The following is a 15,942-nucleotide window of genomic DNA, read 5'->3' on the forward strand; positions in this document are numbered from 1 at the left end:
CGGCGGTGTGGTCGGTGGCGGCCCGGCTGGCGACTTCAACGCGTCCTCCAGCACTTACGGATCCCAAACTCCGGGCAGCCCTGCCAGCTCCAGTACATCTTCCAGCGGGTCCTCCAGGACATCCTCCAGCGGATCCTCCAGGACGTCCTCCGGCGCGTCCTCCAGGACTGGCGCCCCTAAAGCCCCAGACGGCCCCGGCGGCCCCAGCGGCTCCAGCGGCTCCAGCGGCCCTGGTAAAGCGAGACGTCGAGCCGCGTCAGCGCCACTATTTGACGTGCAATTTACCGAGCGCGGACTACGCTCCGGCCTTGAAGCGAGCCTGCGCCAGCTGGCTCGCCAGGCTCCTTTCGCCCGCCACAGGTATCACTTGGTGGACATGGCCAACCGGATCCGCCCTCGAACCTGGTTCTGAGCAGGCCTTTCCCCTGCTCCGCCCCCTCCGCCCTCTCTCGTCCTGCCCGGCTTCCCCCTGCCGTCTCACCTGCCCAGCTTTCCCCTGCAGTCTCACCTGCCCAGCTTTCCCGGATCAAATGTCGCTAGAACGGGAATCTGCGAAGGCCGAAAAAATTTTGTGCCCAGCTCCAAGCTCTCTACCTGCACTTTTACATTAGTGAAAACTCATTGCATTAACGTATTCTCGTTCTAACGACATTTCGGTGCCACAAGCCCCCATCAGAACCCCAACAGCGCACAAATTCTCACCCTAACGACATCCCTACCCCGACGGGGGGCTAAATAACCGCCAACGCGCGAACCCTCTCCACATTTTGAGGCAATTCACCCTCCCCAAGAGGGCTACATGTCGGAAAAGTTGCAAAACGTAGAGCCAGCAAAACTTGCACCACCGACAACAACGCTCCTACCTGCAGTTTTACATAAGTAGAAATAGTACCCAATAACGTTTTGCAACTTTTCCGACATTTTGACCCAGCCAAGGGAGCTAAACCGGCGCTTCCGGCCGAGCCAAACCCCGGCAAGCCCAGCATTACAGCACCACAGCAGCGCCGCCGCAGCCGGCGCACTGTACAGCACCACAGCAGCGCCGCCGCAGCCGGCGCAATGTCCGGCACTACTGCTGCGCAGCCAGCTCCGTCGCCTGGCGGGCAATCGCCAGCTCCTCATTTGTGGGCACCACGAACACCTTCACCTTGGAAGCATCCGTCGAGATCTCGCGCTCACCCACGATCCCCTCGGAGTTCTCATTCCGGCCCTCGTCAATCTCAATGCCGAAGTTCTGCAGGTCAGCCATTGCATCGCGGCGCACCTGCACCGCGTTCTCGCCCACGCCTGCGGTGAACACAATCGCGTCCACGCCACCGAGAATCAGCATGTAAGACCCGATGAAGCGGCGAAGTGCGTGGATGTACACGTCGTAGGCCAGCTGCGCGTTTTCATCACCACCATCGATCATCTCCTTCAGCTCGCGGAAGTCATTTACCCCGGCCATGCCCTTCAGACCGGACTCGCGGTTCAGCAGCTTATCCGCCTGGTCCACCGTCATCCCGCCGGAGCGGGCCAGGTGGAAAACAATGCCAGGATCAATGTCACCGGAACGGGTACCCATCACCAGGCCGGCTAGGGGCGTCAATCCCATCGTCGTATCAACAGCCACACCGCCACGGATCGCAGCGGCCGAAGCACCGTTACCCAGGTGCAGAGTGATCTGGTTGATTTCCTCGGCGGGCTTGCCCAGTAGGTCCGGCACCTTGGAAGAGACGTACTCGTGGCTGGTGCCGTGGAAGCCGTAGCGGCGGATGTTGTACTCGTCAGCGATGTCCTTCTTGATGGCGTAGTTCGCGGCGTGTTCCGGCAGCGTGGAGAAGAATGCGGTATCGAACACAGCCACGTGCGGAACATGTTCCAACAGCGCGCGGGCGTTCTCGATGCCGTCGATGTTGGCGGGGTTGTGCAGCGGCGCGAGCGGGATCAGGTCCTTCAGCTGCTCAATCACGTCGTCGTCGATCAGTACGGGCTCTGTGAACGTTGCCCCACCGTGGACCACGCGGTGCCCTGCTGCTACCAGGTCTAGGTCTTGGGGCCCGACGCCCAGTAGCGTCATCATGCCGAAGGCACGTTCTAGGCCAACAGAGTGGCTGAGGATAGGGCGATTGTCCTCCATCTTCGACGTTTCCGTCTGAATCTGGATGTGCCCCTTCTTCTCGCCGATTTTCTCGACAATGCCGGAGACGAACGGGTCGGCCGTCGCGTCGGCATTCGGGTCGAGAACCTGGAACTTGATGGAGCTGGAACCAGAGTTAAGGACGAGTACGTACTGGGTCATTTGTCTTCTCTCTTCTTTGTCCGGGCTGCCGCTTTGTCGGGGCTGCCGCTAGGTCGGAGCCGCCGCATAGTGCGGCTTTATGAGCCTCTACTTGGCCTGGATCGCCGTGATCGCCACGGTGTTCACAATGTCCGGAACGGTCGCCCCGCGGGACAGGTCGTTCACTGGCTTGTTCAGCCCCTGCAGAATCGGCCCCACTGCCAGGGCGTCGGCGGTGCGCTGCACTGCCTTGTAGGTGATGTTTCCGCAGTTCAGGTCCGGGAACACGAACACGGTCGCCTGCCCGGCCACGTCGGAGCCCGGCAGCTTCTTCTGGCCAACGGATTCCACGACTGCGGCATCGAACTGCAGCGGGCCGTCCAGCGGCAGATCCGGGTTATCCTCTTGGGCCTTCTTCACGGCGGCAGCCACGGCCTCGACGTCGGCACCGGCGCCTGACGTGCCGGTGGAGTAGCTCAGCATCGCCACCTTCGGCTCAATGCCGAACTGGGAAGCGGTCTGCGCGGACACTGCGGCGATCTCCGCCAGCTGCTCGGGCGTGGGGTTCGGGTTCACGGCGCAGTCGCCGAATGCCCACAGCACGCCGTCCATCACCATCAGGAAGATGGAGCTGACCACCGAGGATCCCGGCGCGGTCTTAATGATCTGGAACGACGGCTTGATGGTGTGCGCGGTGGTGTGCGCCGCACCGGAAACCATGCCGTCGGCGATGCCCTTGTGCACCATCATGGTGGCGTAGTAGCTGATGTCCCGTATGGTTTCGCGGGCCTGGTCCAGGGTGACCCCCTTGTGCTTGCGCAGCTCTGCGAACTCGGCGGCGAACTCCTCCAGCTGATCGCCCGCGGTCGGGTCGGTCAGCGTTGCGCCGGATAGGTCCAGCCCCAGCTCCTTGGCGCGGCTGGCGATCTGGTCCGGGTTGCCCAGGATGGTCAGCTTGCACACTTTGGCGCGCAGCAGCTGGTCGGCGGCGGTGAGGATGCGGTCGTCCTCACCTTCCGGCAGCACGATGTGTGCGTTCTTTTCGCGGGCCTTGATCATCAGGTTGCGCTCGAACAGCTCCGGCCCGATCACCGGTTCCTTGGCGCCGGCCTTCGCAATGTCCTCCAGGGCGACGTGGCGGATTGCCTTCCCCTCGGCCTCGACCGCGGTGGACAATGCCGAGCCGGCCGCGGCGGTGGCGTCAATAAAAGAGATACCGGCAGGTGTGCGGTCGGAGCGGACGAGCTGCCCGGAAGCCAACTGCAGCGCCGTGGCATCGGCTGGGCCGCCCGCGACGAGGTAGTGGGAGGCTCCGGCAGCGGCGGCGAGGCGCGAATCGAAGTTGATTTCCCCGGTGCCCAGCAGCACTGCGCCTGCCGTATGTCCAGCCGCATTGCCAGCCGCGCTGTCGGTAGTTGCTTCCGCGCCGTAGGCCGCGTCGAGGGCGGCGGCAAAGTCCGGAGCCGACGGGCGGATCGTGTCGAAGATGTCGACGGCACCTGCTTCGCCCAGTGCTTCCAGGATGTCGGAGCGCCGGGCGGCGGCGCTAGCTATCGGCGAGATAACGGCATTCGTACCAGTGGATCCAGTCCCAGTAGACACAGCTCACGTACCTTCCTCAATGGAGTTCTTTTCTCACCTCCATTGTGCCTTGGCCGCCCCGCACTGGCGAGGCGCGCGCGGAAGGTTCGCCCTCGTTTTACCCCCTGGCGCGCTCTTTTTCTCTTTCTTGTTCGCACTGTTTTTCGTATTGACGCCCACTTGCCGACCGCTCGGCGGCCACAGCATCGCTGTCAGAGGTGGATTGCTGCGAGTTTTCCGGTACATCGTCGCCGGTCAGTGAGCGTTCCAGCAGGGAGCGCTTGCGGACGACAACGAGTGCGACGATGACGGCCAGGCCGATGAGGATGACGGCGACTACGCCGAGGAAACCGAAGTAGTTCACCAGTCGGCTGGAATTCAGCAGCATCAGCAGGGCACCGACCACTCCGCCCAGTACTTCTGGCTTCATAATGGTCACGATCCACGCGGCAATGGGGGCGGCGATGGCGCCACCGACCAGCAGGCCGACCACGGGCTGCCAGTTCTGCGAGAGCTCGGAACCCATGCCGACTACGAAGCCGGCGGAGGCGGAGACGGAAACCAGGAACTCGGCGGTGTTGACCGTGCCGATGATGCGGCGGGGCTCGGCCTTGCCCACACTCATCAGAGTGGAGGTCGTGACCGGCCCCCAGCCGCCACCACCAGAAGCATCCAGGAAGCCACCGGCCAGGCCCAGGCCTGCCAGGCCGAAACGGGAGCGGCGGGTGGTGGAGACCGGCTGGGTTTTTTCATCCTTCTTCCACGGCACGGCCACACTGCGCACCAGCACGTAGGCGCCGAGAAGCACCAGCAGGGTGGAGACGACGGGCTCAGCGGCCTTGGTGGATAGGTTGCTGAGCACATAGGCGCCCATAAAGGCACCGATGGCTCCCGGCACGCCGAGGGCGAGGACAGTCGGCCAGTGGACGTTCTTCAGCCGCCAGTGCGACAGGCCAGAGAACAGCGTGGTGCCGACCTCTGCGAGGTGGACGGCGGCGGAGGCGTGCGCGGGACCGAGGCCGGAGAAAATCAGCAGCGTTGTCGCCGTGATGCCGAATGCCATGCCTAGCGCGCCATCGACCAACTGGGCTACCACGCCAACGATGGCGAAAATCAAGATCTTCATGGGTTAGTCCTAGAGAGTTGTGTTGTGAGGGTTGTGAGGGGAGCTTTTGTGGAGAGAGCTGTTGTGGGAAAACGGTTAGGGAGCTTGGCTGGGGAAGTTAGGGCAGCGCGCAACAGGCGCGGCTGATAACGACCGGAGCAACCGCAGCACCGAGGTGGCGGGTACATGTCCGGCCGCTTGGCATTCGGTCTTTGGCTCTGTCCCACAGCAGCCCGGGGCTGACGAACAGCGGCACAGTGACGGTGCGTTCGTCCGCGAAGTCCAGCAGGGCGTTCGTATCCCTGCCCGGGTGCTCGCCCGTGGCGACGAAGGAGCGAGTGGTGCGCATGTTCAGTCGGGCGCCGACGCGCTCGGCGAACTCGGCTATCGCCTTGTTGGCGCCGGGCTGGCTGGAGCCCACGGAATACAGCGCCAGCTTGTCGATGCTGGCGCCAGCGCTCGCAGCGCTCGCGGCGTTTGCGGCATGCACAGCGCTCTCGGCATTTGCAGGCCCAGCGGTAATCTCAGCGAGGTACCGGGCCGTGAAGTCGGCGACCAGTTCCTCCATGTCAGCGCCGGTTCCCAAGCCATCGGCTAGATGCAGGGTCAGGCCGGCGGAAGAGGTGGCGTCGATAGACTCGGCAGCCTCAGCAATGGCAGCGGGGACGTCGTGACGGGCGTGAAAAGCCCTAGTGAACAGCAACGGAACCACAACCGCCTCCGTGTACCCCGCCGCGACTACGCGGTGCGCGACGGTGGCCAGGGTGGCGGGGTGGAAATCCAGGAAAGCGGCAAAGGCCGGCACCCCAGTGCTCTCGGCTATACGCTCGGCGATCTCGACGACCGCCTGGTCCGCCTGTGGGTGGCGGGATCCGTGCGCCAAGCAGATGATGGGTACCGGCCAGGTCATGTTAGTTCACCAAGCCTGCGGTCAGAGTGTCGCCGCTACCCGGGTTGACCAGCAGGAACGAGCCAACTCGGCCGCTGCGGCGGTAGGCCTCGACCGGCAGGGGCTCGGCCACCGTCACGCGCACCTCCGCGATGTCGTTGAGGGCCAGCTCGTCGGCACTGCCGTGGGCGATCTCCTCCTCACTGCGGTTGCGACCGGAGATGTCCACGCGCCGGATGACCTCGTCCACGCGGCCCCGCACCAGGGCGGTGCCGTAGCGCACCAGCACATTGCTGCGCAGACGCACCGGGGTCTCGGACAGATGGAACACCGTGGCAGTGAAGGTCTGCTGTGGTTCCGGCAGGTCGTCGGCCGCGATGATGTCCCCGCGGGACAGGTCGATGTCGCGGTCCAGTCGGAGGGAGACGGACTCGCCGCGGGTGGCGGTCTGCTGCTCCCCTGCCGGACCGTCAATGCCTTCGATGATTGCCTCGCGGCCGTCGGCCAGCACCTTATCGCCGACGGACACCTTGCCCGCGGTGATGCGGCCGGCGTAGCCACGGTAGTCGGTGGCGTGGTCGCGGATGACGATCTGGATCGGGAAGCGCAGGCCGCGCTCCACGTCGGCGGTGTTCTTCGCCGGCTCGGCAGTCTCCAGGATCTCCAGCACGGACGGACCCGTGTACCACGGGGTGTTCTGGCTGCGCTCGACGACGTTATCGCCCAGCAGAGCGGAGGTCGGAACCACGTCGACGTGTGCCAGTCCCAACTCGGTGACCAGTGCGTTCACATCGGCCTTGACGTCGTTAAACACCTGTTCGCTGAAATCGACCGCGTCGATCTTGTTGACGGCCACGATGACGTGGGAGATCTTCATCATCGCCGCCACAGTCAGGTGGCGACGGGTCTGCTCGATCACGCCGTTGCGGGCGTCAACAAGAACAATGACCAGCTCGGAGGTGGACAGGCCCGTGACGGTGTTGCGCGTGTACTGCACGTGCCCCGGAGTGTCGGCCAGGATGAAGCTGCGCTTGTCGGTGGCGAAGTAACGGTAGGCCACGTCGATGGTGATGCCCTGCTCGCGCTCGGCGCGCAGGCCATCGACCAGCAGGGACAGGTCGGGGTTCTCCAGACCCTTGGCGTTGGAGACGCGCTCTACAGATTCATACTGGTCGGCCAGGATGGACTTCGTGTCGTGCAGCAAGCGGCCCACGAAGGTGGACTTGCCGTCATCGACGGAGCCGGCGGTGCACAGGCGGAGGGTCGGCAGGTTGGTGGACATCAGAAGTAACCTTCCTTCTTGCGATCCTCCATGGAGGACTCACTGAGCTTGTCGTCGGCACGGGTGGCGCCGCGCTCGGTGGTGGTGGACTGGCGGATTTCGTCGATTACGTCCTCGATGGTCGTAGCGGTGGAAAGGACGGCGCCGGTGCAGCTCATGTCACCGACAGTGCGGTAGCGCACGGTCTTTTCGACCAGCTCCTCGCCTTCCTTCGGGCCGCCCCACTCGCCCGGGGTCAGCCACATGCCGTTGCGGTTGAATACCTCACGCTGGTGGGAGTAGTAGATCGCCGGGACCTCAACGTTGCGGTCGCGGATGTAGTCCCACACGTCAGCCTCAGTCCAGTTAGAGATCGGGAACACGCGAATGTTCTCCCCCACCTGGTGGCGGCCGTTGTACAGGCCCCACAGCTCGGGGCGCTGGCGGCGCGGGTTCCAACCGCCGAAGCTGTCGCGCACGGAGAATACGCGCTCCTTCGCACGCGCCTTCTCCTCGTCGCGGCGGGCACCGCCCAGCACCGCGTCGTATCCGCGGTTCTGGATGGTCTCCACCAGCGGCACGGTCTGCAGCGGGTTTCGAGTGCCGTCCGGGCGCTCCTGGACAGCACCACTGTCGATCCAGTCCTGCACGGCGGCGACGTGGAGCGTCACCTTCGGGTCCGCGGCGATCTTGTCGCGGAACTCGATGACCTCCGGGAAGTTGTGGCCGGTGTCTACGTGCACCAGCTCAAAGGGAACCGGTGCCGGGTGGAAGGCGCGCTTGGCCAGTTCCAGGACCACGACGGAATCCTTGCCGCCGGAAAACAGCAGCGCGGGACGCTCGAACTGGCCTGCTACCTCGCGCAGGATCTCGATTGCTTCCGCCTCGAGGCTCGCCAGGTGCGGCGAGAGGGCGTTGTTGTTTTCAGTGCTCATGTGTGAAGTCCGCATTCTGTCTTGGTGGAACCGGCCCAGCGGCCGGATCGGGGGTCCTGTCCTTCGGCAACCGGCAGGGTGCATGTTTCGCAGCCGATCGACGGGTAGCCCTGCTTCGTCAGGGGGTTGATGATCAGATCGTGGTCGGCGATGTAGGCCTCCACGTCCTCGTCACTCCAGGCGACGATGGGGTTGATCTTCAGCCGACCGGTGCGGTCGACATCCAGCACCGGGGTGTTGGCGCGCAAGGCGTTATCCACGCGGCGCACGCCAGTGATCCAGGCGTTGAAGGGGTTCAGCATCCGCGCCAGCGGCTCGACCTTGCGCATACGACAGCAGGCGGTGTTGTCGCGGGCGTACAGGCGCGAACCGTAGGTCTTGTCCTGCTCTTCGCGGCTGAGAACAGGGGTGATGTTCTCCAGCGGCAGGTTGTAGCGCTGCTGGACCTTGTCGCGGGTCTCGATCGTCTCGGCGAAGTGGTAGCCGGTATCCAGGAACACCAGCTCGGCGCGGTCGTCGGCCAGGCGCCCCTCGGCCAGCTCGGCCAGGACCGTGTCCTGCATCGACATGGTCACGGCGATCTTGCCGGGCACGTGTTCGGCCACCCAGTCCATGATTTCTTCGGCACTGGCGCCCTCTAGCTTGTCGTTCCATTCGGCGACGAGCTGCTCGTTAGCCGCTCGCTCCTCGTCGCTCAGCGGCGTGGTCTTGGTCGGCGCGCCCTTCGGACTCTCGGCGGGGTCTCGGTACTTGTCCGAATTCCCGCCGAGCAGGCCGGTCGCATCTACCAGGCTCATGAGCTCCTCTTCTCGGGGTTGTTGGGTTTGTGAAGTGTGTCTTGCAAGAACTCGGGGAAACTTTTCCCTAGATAGACCGATCAGTCTGTTTTAGCTTTCACCACAATAGACCAATCTGTCCATCTTCTCAACCAAGTTCAAGATTCTTTATGACGCCCCACCGCCGCTACCTGCACAAAGGGCACGAAAGGCCTTTCAGGGGTGGAGGCAAAAGGCGTCAATAAAAAGTCAGTTACAACAGCTGTCCGTGGAACTTGACGGAGAAAACGCGCATACACTCGCGGCACTGCCAGGCGTTGTCGGTCTCCGCGTCGGGGAACAGGTTCTGGGACATGCAGTAGGGGCAGTTATTCACGGTGGCGCGGCGGGCATTCGGGTGGCCCGCACGGCCGCCAAGCTGCTCGTTCACGCTGGGCAAGGAATCCATATCGGGAACACTCATCGGCTACACCAGCAGCTCATCGTCGGCGCGGATAACCCAGTCGCGGAACTCCTCACCGTCAGTGCGGTGGGACTTGAAGTTCTCCACGACGCGAACCACATAGTCGCCCAGATCCTTGGAGTAGACCTGGTTGCCGCGAACCTTCTTGCCGAAGTGCGACTCCATGCCGATGGTGCCGCCGAGGTGAACCTGGAAGCCCTCCACGCGCTCGCCTTCGTCAGTGGTGAGAATCTTGCCGGACAGGCCGATATCCGCCACTTGGGTACGGGCGCAGGAGTTCGGGCAGCCGTTAAGGCTGATCTTCAGCGGCACATCAAGGTCACCCAGGCGATCCTCTAGCTCGTCAACCAGGGCAATGGCGCGCTGCTTGGTGACGACGTGGGCCAGCTTGCAGTACTCCAGACCCGTGCAGGAGATAATGTCGCGGCGGAAGGCCGAGGGGTTGGCGGACAGGCCGAGCACCTCCAGGTCCGCGGCGAGGGCTTCCGCAGACTCGCGCTCCAGATCCAGGAACAGCAGCTCTTTGTCCGCTGTAGTGCGGATGTTGGTAGTGCCATGCTTTTCCGCCAGGTCAGCCAGCTGCTGCAGCTGCTTGCCATCGGTGTGCCCCACCGTGGGCTTAACACCCAGGTAGAACTTTCCATCCTTCTGTTCGTGCAGGCCGACGTGGTCGCGGTAGCCGGGGTATTCCTCTGGCTCCGGACCGTCCAGCAGTGGGCGCTTGAGGTACTCGGTCTCTAGTACCTCGCGGAACTTTTCGACGCCCCAGTCGGCCACCAGGAACTTCAGGCGGGCGCGGTTGCGCATGCGGCGATAGCCATAGTCGCGGAAGATGCGGACCACGCCAGCCCAGACCTCGGGCACCTCATCGATCGGCACCCACACGCCCAGGCGCTGAGCGAGCATCGGGTTAGTAGACAGGCCGCCACCGACCCAGACATCGAAGCCAGGGCCGTATTCGGGGTGCTCGGAGCCAATGAAGGCGAGGTCCTGGATCTCGTGGGTGACATCCTGGCGGGAGTGGCCAGAGATCGCGGACTTGAACTTGCGGGGAAGGTTGCCGAACTCAGGGTCAGGCAGCAGTTCCTTCTTAATCTTCTCGATCGCAGGGCGACCGTCGATGATTTCATCCTTGGCGATGCCCGCCACCGGGGAACCGAGGATCACGCGTGGCACGTCGCCGCAGCCAAAGAAGGAATCCAGGCCGACCTTTGCTAGCTCGTCCCAAATGGTGGGGACGTCTTCGATGCGGATCCAGTGCAGCTGCACGTTCTGACGGTCGGTGAAGTCGGCGGTGTTGCGGGCATACTTTTCGGCGACCTCGCCGATGGCGCGCAGGCCAGCGGAGCTAACCACGCCGCCATCAAGGCGGATGCGCATCATGAAGTAGTTATCCTGCAGTTCCGCATTGGTTAGCGTGGAGGTTTTTTCGCCGTCGAGGCCCTGCTTGCGCTGGGTGTACATGCCGACCCACTTGAAGCGCGGGGCGAGGTCCTCGGCGGGAATCGAGTCGAAGCCCTCCTTGGAGTAGATATCGCGAATGCGCTGCATCACGCTAATGCCAGGGTCTTCCTGCTTGACCCGCTCGTCATCATTGAGCGGCTCGCGGCCGTCAACAGCCCACTGTCCCTGGGGCTTGCGCTGCTTCTTGCGACGCGGGCGCGCTGGCTTGCTTTCAGCGTTTGGTCCGGTGGTCGATCCGGTCGTCATCTGTCTCAACCTCTGTCTAGACTGATCTGTCTGTCTACATTGCCCGGTTCAGCCTAGATGGGATCACTCACAAATTCAAGCGAATTCTTGATCTTTATAGACAGAGTTGTCTATAGTTCGGGGAGTTGCCCGCGGCGACCCCATGTAGTGACTCAGCGTGGATTTTCGCTACATTAGACTGTGTTAATTCATAAACAGTTCGAACGCTTCATGTGGTTAATGCATGTGGTTGAGGCAGCGCGACAACCATCGCGCTGCAGGAGCTCACTGCACGAGTTCAACACCGCGGTTTACCCCAAGACCGAAGTACGACCCGAATAAGAAGGATTTACACCTGACATGCCCGAGAATCGCCCACTTCGCATTGCAGTCATTGGCTCCGGCCCGGCAGGCATCTACGCCTCCGACGCGCTAACGAAGTCTGAGGCCGACGTCAGCGTCGATATTTACGAGCGCATGCCGGCTCCCTTCGGCTTGATCCGCTACGGCGTCGCCCCCGACCACCCGCGCATTAAGGGCATCATCAAGTCCCTCCACAAGGTGATGGACAAGCCCGAGATCCGCCTGTTCGGCAACATCAACGTCGGCGAAGACATCACCATCGACGAGCTGAAGCAGTTCTACGACGCAGTCATCTACGCCACCGGCGCCACCGACGACCGCCCGCTGAACATCCCCGGCGGCGAGCACACCATCGGCGCTGGCGAGTTCGTAGGCTTCTACGATGCCAACCCCTTCTTCGAGGACAAGTGGGACCTGTCCGCAGACTCCGTCGCCGTCGTCGGCGTGGGTAACGTCGGCCTGGACGTCGCCCGCGTGCTGGCCAAGACCGGCGAGGAGCTGAAGGTCACCGAGATCCCGGACAACGTCTACGACTCCCTGAAGGACAACCAGGCCAAGGAGATCCACGTATTCGGCCGACGCGGCCCGGCACAGGCTAAGTTCACCCCGCTGGAACTGAAGGAGCTCAACGATTCCGACACGATCGAGATCGTTATCGACCCGGAGGACATCCAGTACGACGAAGGCTCCGAGCAGGCCCGCCGGGCGTCCAAAATTCAGGACATGGTCTGCACCCGCCTGGAGCAGTACGCCATCGCCGACCCGAAGGGCGCTCCCCACAAGCTGTACATCCACTTCTTTGAGTCCCCGGTTGAGGTTAAAACTGACGCCGAAGGCCGCGTCACCGCATTCGTCACCGAACGAACCGAGCTGAACGGCGACGGGTCTGTCTCTGGCACCGGCAAGCTCACCGAGTGGCCGGTCGGCGCGGTGTACCGCGCCGTGGGTTACAAGTCCGACGAGCAGCCGGGACTGCCGTGGGATGAGCGTCAGAACGTTCTGCCGAACGTGGGAGGCCGTGTGCTGACCGAAGGACCGACCGCCGACGGCATCGCGGGCGTTCCCGGTTCCGCCGACCCGGAGGCCGAGAAGCGCGAGCGCCTGCCCGGCGTGTACACCACCGGTTGGGTTCGCCGCGGTCCGGTCGGCCTGATTGGCAACACCAAGGGCGATGCCAACGAAGCTGTCGCCAACCTGCTGGAGGACGCGTCCAACGGCATCGGCTTCAACCCGGAGAAGCCTGAGTTGGAGGCAGTCGAGGCATTCCTGGAGGACAAGGGCATTGCCCACACCACCTGGGAAGGCTGGTACAGCCTGGACAAGCACGAGCGCGAGCTCGGCGAGGCTGAGGGCCGCGAGCGCAAGAAGGTGCGCGAGTGGGACGAGATGCTGCGCCACTCTCAGGGCAAGAACGCCTAAGCCATGACCAGCACTCCCTCCTCCGCTTCCGGCTCCGGCTCCCCCTCCGTCGGCTCCGGTTCCCCTTCCGCCGCTGGAAGCTCGGCCGAGTTCCCAGCCGTCCACTTCACCGGTCGCGCGCTTCTGGCGATGCCCGCCCAGCAGCTTCACCCTCTGTACAAGCTGCGTGTAGACGTGTTCGTCCACGAACAGCAGACCCCCTTCGCGGAGATCGACGATATCGACCCGCACCCCAACACCCACCACGTGCTGGCATACATCCACCCCGGCAGCGGCCCGGAGTACCCCTTCGGCCAGCCGGATCCGGGATCTCCCCTGCGCCTGGTGGGCACGGCGCGCGTGTATGGCAAGCCGGATGACCAGCACATTGGCCGCATGTGCGTAGCCAAGGATGTGCGCGGCCGCGGCATTGCCGCCCAGATCATGGAGCAAGCCCTGGAGGTCTGCAAGGGACGCGCCGCCGCGCTCGACCCGACTACCCAGGTCGCCCGCGTTTCATTGAATGCGCAAGAGCAGGTGCAGGGCTTCTACGCAAAGTTCGGCTTTAAGCCCGTCGGTGACCCCTTCGACGAGGAGGGCATCCCCCACGTCACCATGGAGCTGGAGCTCTAGCCCGGCATCCCCGCTGCGACCTCGGCGCATTCGTCGCGCCCCTGCAGCTACTTCGCCACCATCCCTGCGGCTACCTCCACTCCGGCATCCCCGCTGCGACCCCCACTCCAGGTCCAAATGTCGTTAGAACGGGAATCTGTGAGCGCGCACCGAACGCCCCCATTTTTCAAAACGCTCTGACCTGCACCTTTGCATTTATGCAAACCATTGTCGTTAACAGATTCCCGATCTAGCGACATTTACCCCGCGAGGGCAGTACAGATTCCCGTTCTAGCGACATTTACCCCACAGGAGCCCCACAAAACAGCAGTTCACCGACCCCAGCTCTAGCGCGACATCCCCGCTGCGGCCTCGGCGCATTCGTCGCGCCCGCAGGTCGCGCTCGCCGGGTCCGCGGCACACCCGTCGCACAGCAGAATCTGCTCGCGGCACTGCTCGTTCACACAGTTGTGGAAGTCGTTGGTCGCGTGCCCACACGCTCGGCAGCGGCCCAGCGTAGCGGCGTCATCACTAAATTCCATGTGCATGCGCCCGTCGAAAACATACAAGGACCCCTCCCAAAGGCCCTTGTCACCGTACTTTTCTCCGTAGCGGACGATGCCACCGTCGATCTGGTAGACCTCCTCGAACCCGCGGTTCTTCATCAGCGAGCTCAGGATTTCGCAGCGGATGCCGCCCGTGCAGTACGTGACGACTGGCTTGTCCTTGAGGTCGTCGTACTTGCCGGATTCGATCTCGCTGATGAAGTCGTGGGTGGTGCGCACGTCGGGCACCACGGCGTTTTTGAACTTGCCGATCTCCGCCTCCATGGCGTTGCGCCCGTCGAAGAACACAACCTCGTCACCGCGCTCTTCTACCAGCTTGTTCACTTCTTCCGGCTTCAGGTGCACCCCACCGCCGACTACGCCGTTTTCGTCGACCTTCAGCTCATCCGGGGCTCCGAAGGCCACGATCTCGTCGCGCGCCTTCACGGACAGGCGCGGGAAGTCGTCGGCGGAACCGGCGGACCACTTGAACTCCATCTTTTTGAATCCTGGGAATTCGCGGGTGCGGCGCACGTACTGCTTGCAGCTGGCCAGCGAGCCGCCGACGGTGCCGTTGATGCCGTGCTTGCTGATGAGGATGCGCCCCTTCAACTCCAGCTGTTCGCATAGCGCACGCTGCCACAGCATCACCGCGGTCGGGTCTTCGATCGGGGTGAAGCAGTAGTACAGCAGGATTCGGGTTTCGTTGAGGTCAGTTGCGCTATGTCCCATACCTGGGATCTTAGGTCTACTGCCCGTCTTCTGCGAAAACCGCGGGGCGCACCTTGATGTATCCGGCGGCCTCTTCGGCGCGCTGCCGTGCCTGGTTGATGTCCTCGGCGGTGGCAACGGTCACGCCCATGCGCCGTCGCGTGAGCGCTCGGGGCTTGCCGAACAGGTAGACGTTTGTTTCTTCTACTGCCATTGCCTTATTGACGCCCACGTATTCGATATCGCCGTCTGCCCTATCCTCGCAGCGGATGACGGCGGAGGCTCCCGGGGAGATCAGGGTGGTGTCGATCGGCAGCCCCAGGATGGCGCGCGCGTGGAGGTCGAACTCCGAGAACCGCTGGGTGCCGAGCGTGACCATGCCCGTGTCGTGCGGGCGGGGGCTGACCTCGGAGAAGTAGACGTCGTCGCCCTTGACGAACAGTTCCACGCCGAACACGCCGCGGCCTCCCAGGGCAGTGGCGATGCGGGCGGCGATGCTGCGTGCGGTATCCAGGGCATCCTCTGACATGTGCGCGGGTTGCCAGGATTCCACGTAGTCGCCGCGGTCCTGGCGGTGGCCGATGGGCTCGCAGAACCAGGTGGCTTCTCGGCCGGTGGCGGGGTCGATGGAACGCACGGCGAGGATGGTGACCTCGTAGTCGAAGGGGATGTACTGCTCCACCATCACGCGCTGGACGTTGAAGCGCGAGTTCTTCATCGCTTCATTCCAGGCGGCTTCCAGTTCGTCGGCTCCTCCGACGTAGCTTTGGCCAGCCCCGGAGCTGCCCATCACTGGCTTGACCACGCATGGGTAGCCGATCTCTTCGGCAGCGCGGGTCATTTCTTCGGGGGTGGAGGCGAATCGGAAGGCGCTGTTCGGCAGGCCCAGCTTGTCGTGGGCGAAGGTGCGGATGCCTTCGCGGTTCATGGTCAGCCGGTTGGCTAGGGCGGTCGGCACGACGGAGGCTACTCCTTCGGCCTCGATTTCCTGCAGCACGTCGGCGGGCAGGGATTCGACGTCGGGGACGATGAAGTGTGGGCGAACCTCCTGCACGAGGCGTCGGATGGATTCCCCGTCGAAGATGTCCAGTACGTGTGCTTTGTTGGCTACGTGGTGGGCGGGGGCGCCGACGTAGCGGTCGGCGGCGTGGACCTCCACACCCAGGCGCTGCAAGGCGATCGCTAGCTCCCGTCCTAGCTCGCTGGCGCCGAGGAGTAGAACCTTAAGTGCGGTGGGGGTCAATGGGGTGCCAATGGCCTCGGGAGTGTACATAGTCACTCACCTTACTTATTTCGGTATCCCTTTCGCATCCAACGCGGTGCACTGGCTTGTCGCTTTCGCCTCTCAGTGGAA

At 63.4% G+C, this 15,942-nt stretch carries 14 protein-coding genes; 3 read left to right on the forward strand and 11 right to left on the reverse strand.

Annotated elements, in window-relative coordinates; genetic code table 11:
• On the forward strand, positions 1–412 hold a 412-nt coding region (locus HMPREF2678_RS10495; protein ID WP_305764385.1), incomplete at its 5' end, for a tetratricopeptide repeat protein.
• A gap of 657 nt (positions 413–1,069) precedes the next feature.
• Here the strand turns inward: HMPREF2678_RS10495 and HMPREF2678_RS01695 are convergent.
• The 9 genes from HMPREF2678_RS01695 to HMPREF2678_RS01735 all read right to left on the reverse strand — a co-directional run bounded on the left by HMPREF2678_RS01695 (position 1,070) and on the right by HMPREF2678_RS01735 (position 10,980).
• Positions 1,070–2,281 carry an acetate kinase gene (locus HMPREF2678_RS01695; RefSeq protein WP_035002701.1) on the reverse strand — a complete coding sequence of 404 codons (1,212 nt, stop codon included), beginning with the start codon at positions 2,279–2,281 and terminating at the stop codon, positions 1,070–1,072.
• A gap of 87 nt (positions 2,282–2,368) precedes the next feature.
• Complete coding sequence (gene pta, locus HMPREF2678_RS01700) at positions 2,369–3,862, reverse strand: phosphate acetyltransferase (protein WP_070550607.1); 1,494 nt, start codon at positions 3,860–3,862, stop codon at positions 2,369–2,371.
• Between the two features lie 97 nt (positions 3,863–3,959).
• Positions 3,960–4,967 carry a sulfite exporter TauE/SafE family protein gene (locus HMPREF2678_RS01705; protein ID WP_034969216.1) on the reverse strand — a complete coding sequence of 336 codons (1,008 nt, stop codon included), beginning with the start codon at positions 4,965–4,967 and terminating at the stop codon, positions 3,960–3,962.
• Positions 4,968–5,064: 97 nt separating this feature from the next.
• Entirely contained in the window at positions 5,065–5,856 is a 792-nt protein-coding gene (locus HMPREF2678_RS01710; protein WP_035002703.1) for a sirohydrochlorin chelatase, read from the reverse strand.
• A 1-nt stretch (position 5,857) separates the two neighbouring features.
• Entirely contained in the window at positions 5,858–7,117 is a 1,260-nt protein-coding gene (locus HMPREF2678_RS01715) for a sulfate adenylyltransferase subunit 1 (protein WP_070550608.1), read from the reverse strand.
• Positions 7,117–8,031, reverse strand: a complete 915-nt coding sequence (cysD, locus tag HMPREF2678_RS01720; protein ID WP_034971707.1) for a sulfate adenylyltransferase subunit CysD — start codon at positions 8,029–8,031, stop codon at positions 7,117–7,119. Before cysD ends, HMPREF2678_RS01715 begins: the two co-directional genes overlap by 1 nt.
• Positions 8,028–8,828: a phosphoadenylyl-sulfate reductase gene (locus HMPREF2678_RS01725; protein WP_070550609.1), complete on the reverse strand. Its 801-nt coding sequence runs from the start codon at positions 8,826–8,828 to the stop codon at positions 8,028–8,030. The genes cysD and HMPREF2678_RS01725 overlap by 4 nt, the downstream gene beginning before the upstream one ends.
• A 232-nt stretch (positions 8,829–9,060) precedes the next feature.
• A complete protein-coding gene (locus HMPREF2678_RS01730; RefSeq protein WP_034971702.1) occupies positions 9,061–9,270 on the reverse strand; it encodes a hypothetical protein in 210 nt (69 codons plus the stop codon).
• Between the two features lie 3 nt (positions 9,271–9,273).
• Entirely contained in the window at positions 9,274–10,980 is a 1,707-nt protein-coding gene (locus HMPREF2678_RS01735; protein ID WP_070550610.1) for a nitrite/sulfite reductase, read from the reverse strand.
• 339 nt (positions 10,981–11,319) lie between these two features.
• Between HMPREF2678_RS01735 and HMPREF2678_RS01740 the strand changes: the two genes are divergently transcribed.
• Positions 11,320–12,741 carry an FAD-dependent oxidoreductase gene (locus tag HMPREF2678_RS01740; RefSeq protein WP_070550611.1) on the forward strand — a complete coding sequence of 474 codons (1,422 nt, stop codon included), beginning with the start codon at positions 11,320–11,322 and terminating at the stop codon, positions 12,739–12,741.
• A gap of 3 nt (positions 12,742–12,744) precedes the next feature.
• A complete protein-coding gene (locus tag HMPREF2678_RS01745; protein ID WP_070550612.1) occupies positions 12,745–13,353 on the forward strand; it encodes a GNAT family N-acetyltransferase in 609 nt (202 codons plus the stop codon).
• A gap of 326 nt (positions 13,354–13,679) precedes the next feature.
• Here the strand turns inward: HMPREF2678_RS01745 and HMPREF2678_RS01750 are convergent, their stop codons facing one another.
• Together HMPREF2678_RS01750 and purT are read right to left on the reverse strand one after the other, a co-directional pair.
• Positions 13,680–14,609 (reverse strand): oxygen-dependent tRNA uridine(34) hydroxylase TrhO, encoded by a 930-nt coding sequence (locus HMPREF2678_RS01750; protein WP_070550613.1) that lies wholly within the window; start codon positions 14,607–14,609, stop codon positions 13,680–13,682.
• 16 nt (positions 14,610–14,625) lie between these two features.
• Complete coding sequence (gene purT / locus HMPREF2678_RS01755; protein ID WP_034974846.1) at positions 14,626–15,861, reverse strand: formate-dependent phosphoribosylglycinamide formyltransferase; 1,236 nt, start codon at positions 15,859–15,861, stop codon at positions 14,626–14,628.
• Between the last annotated feature and the right edge of the window lie 81 nt (positions 15,862–15,942).

The organism is Corynebacterium sp. HMSC058E07, assembly GCF_001809885.1.
Taxonomy (GTDB): Bacteria; Actinomycetota; Actinomycetes; order Mycobacteriales; family Mycobacteriaceae; genus Corynebacterium; species Corynebacterium macclintockiae.

Coding starts and splice junctions, on each gene's coding strand:
- HMPREF2678_RS01695 (WP_035002701.1), bottom strand. CDS start 2,281: ATGACCCAGTACGTACTCGTCCTTAACTCTGGTTCCAGCTCCATCAAG.
- HMPREF2678_RS01705 (WP_034969216.1), bottom strand. CDS start 4,967: ATGAAGATCTTGATTTTCGCCATCGTTGGCGTGGTAGCCCAGTTGGTC.
- HMPREF2678_RS01710 (WP_035002703.1), bottom strand. CDS start 5,856: ATGACCTGGCCGGTACCCATCATCTGCTTGGCGCACGGATCCCGCCAC.
- HMPREF2678_RS01715 (WP_070550608.1), bottom strand. CDS start 7,117: ATGTCCACCAACCTGCCGACCCTCCGCCTGTGCACCGCCGGCTCCGTC.
- cysD (WP_034971707.1), bottom strand. CDS start 8,031: ATGAGCACTGAAAACAACAACGCCCTCTCGCCGCACCTGGCGAGCCTC.
- HMPREF2678_RS01725 (WP_070550609.1), bottom strand. CDS start 8,828: ATGAGCCTGGTAGATGCGACCGGCCTGCTCGGCGGGAATTCGGACAAG.
- HMPREF2678_RS01730 (WP_034971702.1), bottom strand. CDS start 9,270: ATGAGTGTTCCCGATATGGATTCCTTGCCCAGCGTGAACGAGCAGCTT.
- HMPREF2678_RS01735 (WP_070550610.1), bottom strand. CDS start 10,980: ATGACGACCGGATCGACCACCGGACCAAACGCTGAAAGCAAGCCAGCG.
- HMPREF2678_RS01740 (WP_070550611.1), top strand. CDS start 11,320: ATGCCCGAGAATCGCCCACTTCGCATTGCAGTCATTGGCTCCGGCCCG.
- HMPREF2678_RS01745 (WP_070550612.1), top strand. CDS start 12,745: ATGACCAGCACTCCCTCCTCCGCTTCCGGCTCCGGCTCCCCCTCCGTC.
- HMPREF2678_RS01750 (WP_070550613.1), bottom strand. CDS start 14,609: ATGGGACATAGCGCAACTGACCTCAACGAAACCCGAATCCTGCTGTAC.
- purT (WP_034974846.1), bottom strand. CDS start 15,861: ATGTACACTCCCGAGGCCATTGGCACCCCATTGACCCCCACCGCACTT.